Origin of the sequence: Rummeliibacillus sp. TYF005 (assembly GCF_003844195.1) — a bacterium.
Classification (GTDB): Bacteria; Bacillota; Bacilli; order Bacillales_A; family Planococcaceae; genus Rummeliibacillus.
The window spans coordinates 1-5332 of record NZ_ML122617.1 but is presented as its reverse complement, the minus strand read 5'-3'; the positions used below and the strand labels follow the sequence as shown (position 1 = coordinate 5332).

Annotated in this window: 6 protein-coding genes and 1 pseudogene; 5 read left to right on the top strand and 2 right to left on the bottom strand. The window is 32.1% G+C overall.

Going from position 1 to position 5332, the window contains the following annotated elements; all coding sequences use genetic code 11:
* The 5 genes from CW357_RS17675 to CW357_RS17660 form a co-directional block, all read left to right on the top strand.
* The coding region (locus CW357_RS17675) for an RHS repeat domain-containing protein (protein WP_164489657.1) at positions 1 to 1175 on the top strand (1175 nt) is incomplete at its 5' end.
* 7 nt (positions 1176 to 1182) lie between these two features.
* Entirely contained in the window at positions 1183 to 1728 is a 546-nt protein-coding gene (locus CW357_RS17670) for a hypothetical protein (RefSeq protein ID WP_124218756.1), read from the top strand.
* Positions 1729 to 1848: 120 nt separating this feature from the next.
* Positions 1849 to 2013 (top strand): hypothetical protein, encoded by a 165-nt coding sequence (locus CW357_RS18440; protein ID WP_164489656.1) that lies wholly within the window; start codon positions 1849 to 1851, stop codon positions 2011 to 2013.
* A 2-nt stretch (positions 2014 to 2015) separates the two neighbouring features.
* Positions 2016 to 2483: an RHS repeat domain-containing protein gene (locus CW357_RS17665; RefSeq protein WP_124218755.1), complete on the top strand. Its 468-nt coding sequence runs from the start codon at positions 2016 to 2018 to the stop codon at positions 2481 to 2483.
* A 56-nt stretch (positions 2484 to 2539) separates the two neighbouring features.
* On the top strand, positions 2540 to 3358 hold the full coding sequence (locus tag CW357_RS17660) for an RHS repeat-associated core domain-containing protein (RefSeq protein ID WP_124218754.1): 819 nt from the start codon (positions 2540 to 2542) through the stop codon (positions 3356 to 3358).
* A 905-nt stretch (positions 3359 to 4263) separates the two neighbouring features.
* On the opposite strand, the gene CW357_RS17655 is transcribed toward CW357_RS17660, so the two are convergent.
* On the bottom strand, positions 4264 to 4518 hold the full coding sequence (locus CW357_RS17655) for a tyrosine-type recombinase/integrase (protein WP_124218753.1): 255 nt from the start codon (positions 4516 to 4518) through the stop codon (positions 4264 to 4266).
* Positions 4519 to 4795: 277 nt separating this feature from the next.
* A pseudogene (locus tag CW357_RS18435) lies at positions 4796 to 5152 on the bottom strand (GNAT family N-acetyltransferase); the annotation flags it as partial.
* Positions 5153 to 5332 lie beyond the last annotated feature (180 nt).

The window sequence follows — 5332 nt, the reverse complement described above, 5'->3', positions numbered from 1 at the left end:
CAAATGGCGATGTCAATTCGTATCAATACGATGAAGTTGGAAATCGAAAAGCGGCACATGTGAATGGAAAAGACTTCACGTTCTCTTATAACGCTGCCAATCAAATTGTAAAGAAAAATGATACAGCTTATCAGTATGATGCAGATGGTAATCTTCTACAAGATGAGCACTTTAAATACACATATAACGAAGCACAACGCTTAACAAGTGTTAAAACATTAAAAGGCGATGCAGTAGCCTCTTACACATATGATGAAGATGGTATGCGTTTAACCAAAACAGTCGGCGATACAACGCATGAATACTTCTATAATAACGAAGTACTAGACATGGAAGTCGTGAAAGTAAATGATTATATCACCGAATACCGTTCATACGAATGGAACGGCTACACACCACTAGGTATGATTGTAAAAGCGAAAAATGATGCGGGTACATTTGAAACGAATGCATACCAGTTCATTACCAACCACCGCGGCGATGTATTAAGTATTCGCGACAAGGATGATAAAGAAGTCGGTGCCTACTCATATGATGCGTACGGAAATGTCTTAAGCGTAGAAGGTGAATTGGCAAAAGCCAATCCAATTCGTTATGCAGGCTATTATTATGATGCTGAAACAAAGAACTATTATTTACAAGCACGTTACTATAATCCAGCAAACGGTGCATTTTTAGCATTAGACCCACACCCTGGAGATGATGATGAGCCACTATCACAAAATGGCTATAGCTATGCGAATGGCAATCCAGTGATGAATGTCGATCCAGATGGACAAATTGCTAAATATATTGCTAATGCTATTATAGCTTTAGCAATGCCTTTAATTAAAATGTATGGAAAAAACGTAGTAGTTAAATCCGGTAATTATTTATTGAAACAAGTAAAGAAAATTAAATATTTTAAAAAGTGGGCTAAAAAATATAAATTTGAGTCCAGGGGAAATGCTCTAATTAAAATTATTAAAAAAACAAAATCAGGTGGAAAAAGAGTCTTTTCAATTGAGAATCATCAGATACAGGCTGCTTATATGATATTTAAAAAAAATAAGAAATACGGAGGCAAACTTTGGCATTATCATCTATCTGGTGATACACATTATGTTTTTAGCTCTAAATTGCCTTGGGACGTGTATATAAAAGTTAGTAAAAAATATAAATTAAGTGCGTGGTGATTATAATATGAATTATTATTTAAGTGATTTCCTGACTGGTATAAATGAAGAATATTTTATTAAGAATGATAGTAATAATGTATTAGAACAATTTTGCTGCGAACCAAATCTTGACTTTTTTCATAATCCAACTATAGTGGAAACAAGTTTATCTTTTTTGACAAAACTAAATTTATTTCCTTTATATATACATGTGATATCATTTGGATATCCGTCCAATATTTCAAGTTGCTCAAAAAATACTCAAGAAATAGATAATAATTATTTTTATACAGTTAAAAAAATTCAAGATTTTTCTCAATTAAAAGGAATTTATCCTAAAGTAGTTTCAGATACTAATAATGGAGAAACTGTCGTTATAACTTCAGAAGAGAGACTACGTTTAATTGAACCCGAACAGCCTAGCGATATATTCAAATATGAATTAAATTTTGATTTATCAAATCGAGAAATTTTATTTTTAGTAATACAATTAGATGGAGAATGCTGGGATTTTATTTCAAATTTCAAAAATCACCCGTTTAAGAACCTTCCTATTCATGACGAGAATTAACTTCAAGTAATATATTTACTTCGTTTCCAAACCTATGGTTATACAGACGAAACGAATTTACTTGCCGAATACACATTAGGATTATTTAAACAAAGTTATGGCTATGACGATCAAGAACGAATGAATCAAGTCACAACAGGCTTTGATCAAGACTTCCAAGTAAAAGAAGAAACAACGTATAAAGGGAATAGTGACGATGTAGATCATATTCAACTAAGTGTAGATGAGCAAGTGTTACACGATTATCAAAGTGATGTTGATGTACAAAAAACCACACGACATTAACATTGAATACAGATTTATGGCAACAAGTCGCACAAATGAACGATACGAATTTACTTAGCTCGCTAACATATACAACGAAAGCGCAGCAACCATTTGAAATTGCGTATGATTATACGAAGAGTGGAAACATTTCACAAGCAACTGTGAATGGACAAGTGAGTAGCTTTATTTATGACGGTAATAACCAACTAACAAAAGAAACATTACCAGATGGAACGATGAATACGTATGCATATGACGCAGTCGGAAACCGTAAAGCATCCGTTGTAAATGGAGAAAAATCGACCTTCACATATAATGACGCGAACCAAATTGCGAAGAAAAATGATACAACTTATACGTATGACGCAGATGGTTATTTAACAAAAGATGAAAATTATCAATACACATACAATCAACAACAACGCTTAACAAAAGTAGAAACATTAGACGGGAAAACAGTCGCGTCTTATAAAACGGCTTACGTCTAACAAAAACAGTGGGTGACACAACACACGAATATTTCTATAATGATGAAGTATTGGATATGGAAGTTGTGAAAGTGAACGATGTCATTACGGAGTACCGTTCATATGAATGGAATGGTTATACACCACTTAGTATGATGGTGAAAGCGAAGAATGATGCAGGTACATTTGAAACAAAAGCGTATCAATTCATTACGAATCATCGTGGAGATGTATTAAGTATTCGTGATAGTGAGGATAAGGAAGTTGGCTCATATGCATATGATGCCTACGGAAATATTCTAACTGTAGAAGGTGCAGTAGCTAAAGAAAATCCAATTCGTTATGCAGGTTACTACTATGACGATGAAACGAAGAACTATTATTTACAAGCACGTTACTATAACCCAGCGAATGGTGCATTCCTAGCATTAGATACACACCCTGGTGATGAGGATGAACCACTATCGCAAAATGGATATAGTTATGCGAATGGGAATCCCGTTATTAACATAGATCACAATGGAGAAAAAAGTTGGAAATTGGTCAGAAAAGAAGCGTTAGCTAGAGCAATTACTACTATTGTAGGACTAGCAATAGGAGCACATGGTATATACACAGCTGCTAGAATATTAAAAACTTATACGAAAAAAAAGGTAGTTAAATTAAAAATCGTTAAATATATAACTAAATTTGGTGTTTATAAAAATCTAGCCGTGCAAATTGCAGCGTATATAGTTAATGGAATAATAAATGTTTTGGGTTCTTCTATAGGAGGAGTTGCTGTTTGGATTCTTACACGCTACTTTTTTACTACAGTTACTAAATATGCAAAAAAATATGTATATTGGGGCCCGAAGGTCAAAATAACATATATCAACTTTGGAAAAAGGAAGTAATTATTAATGGTTGTTTATACGTTGTGGGTTATACTACTTTTATTATATCTAGCGACTTTTATTATTTTTTTGTTAAGTTTTTCTAATAAAATAAAATTCAAAAATTATATTATGATTTCCAATCTAATATTTATTTTAAATTATTTATCAATTATAATTATTATTTTAGATAAATCAATGTTCTATATAAAAGGAACTATGGGAGGGTTCTTTGCTTCATTTATAATTATTGCTTTCGCATATACTGATGCAAACAAACAACAAGAAAGAAGGATTAAGTTTCATACCATAAGTAGTATTACAATTTATATGATTTTAACTATTTTCATAGTGATATCATACTTTTGGAATTAATAGTAGAAAATTCCTTTTTAAGAATTAATATTTTGGAATAAAAATCTTAATAGATGAATATTATAATGTTTTGAGTCATAACCCTTCAAAGAATTTTAGATTTAAGCAATGTACTTAGTGCATTGCTTTTTTTATTATACGATGACGGATAAAGATGGATTTATCCAAACGTATCAAGTAAATCTCGTTCTACCCCGGCTACCGTTATCATATATCGATATAAAAAATGGTCAACCAGAAATATTTTCTGGCTGACCTAATAATACAAATCGGGCGCGATTGTTGAATAAGCCATTCCTCGTCAACAACTAACGTCTTTATTAGTTATTTATGCGGAAAGTATAAAAATAAATAAAACCAGAGTCTATTCTACGTATTTGATAGAATAACTCTGGTTTTCTGCTGTGATGAAAATCGGCTTCTATTAAGCAACAATTAAAATTTACGAGACTTATTTAAGATTTCCATTGCTTTACAAACACCTTATTACACAACAAGAAGTTCTTCAAAGATGGCATTAGTCTGTTCAGAATCACTCTCCCGTAACTCTTTTAAAACGTGTGCATACGTAGATGTTGTAATGTCGATGTTAGCGTGAGATGTTTTTTTAATATCATCATAGTTAGTTTATCAATACTAATAGTCCGCTCAGATTTTTCAGTTTTTAAGGAATCAAAACCACCACCTTCTTTATACTTCCAGTGCCGATGTACATTTATCAAATTGTTCTTGAAATCTAAGTCATTAAAACATAAACCAACTAATTCTCCGTATCTTAGTCCTGTAGATAGGGCTAAAATTAGCATTATATTTTCAGTCCTCTGGTCAATGTTCTTAAGTTACGATACCAATCTATATTTTTTTAAAAGGAACTATCTATATTAGTGTGGAACTAAGAAATATAATGAAATTATGGAGGAAAACTGAATGTGTTTAGAACGAACTGAGGTATTCAACAAACTAAGCACAGAGGAACTATTGGCCTACTTTGAAAAGATAGTAGATTATTACTCTTCTGAAGCGAATTGAGAGCTATCTCGTAGCTAGGGTATATTTGAAATATAAATTTAGTTCAAATAAATATTATTTTTGAAACTCTGTATTTAATAAACCGTATACCCACATATCTTTACATTCTCCAGTAACACTATGACATTCAAACTGTCTTAAACAGCCCTCTTCTTTGAATTTAAATTTTTTTAATATCTCCGTGGAAGCAACGTTTTCTGTACAAACGAAGGCTTGGATTCTTACCGAACCCAACTGATTAAATCCAAATGACAGAATTTCACGTATTGCATCAGACATAATTCCACGACGCCAGTAGTTTTCAGATAATTCATAGCCGATTTCAGCTCGCTTGCCTTCAAAGTTATTTAAAAAGATAGTGCCAATAATTTCATCTGTTGCTTTATCAGCAATTGCAAAACGAATAATCCATCCCTCATCATAGCCTTTATTCCATTAGATTAAGTGCCAGTCACCAAAACAATTCTGATAATAGGCTCTAATTTAAGTCGTAGGATCCCCAATATTTTTACGTGTTGGGGGTCTTCTCTATTTATAGAATTCGTAGAAAACCAAAATACCTTAACACTCAATAGTGATTTATTAAAACAA

Excerpts from the sequence above, each read along its gene's own strand:
- CW357_RS17670 (WP_124218756.1), top strand. The coding sequence starts at position 1,183 with ATGAATTATTATTTAAGTGATTTCCTGACTGGTATAAATGAAGAATAT.
- CW357_RS18440 (WP_164489656.1), top strand. The coding sequence starts at position 1,849 with ATGAATCAAGTCACAACAGGCTTTGATCAAGACTTCCAAGTAAAAGAA.
- CW357_RS17660 (WP_124218754.1), top strand. The coding sequence starts at position 2,540 with ATGGAAGTTGTGAAAGTGAACGATGTCATTACGGAGTACCGTTCATAT.
- CW357_RS17655 (WP_124218753.1), bottom strand. The coding sequence starts at position 4,518 with ATGCTAATTTTAGCCCTATCTACAGGACTAAGATACGGAGAATTAGTT.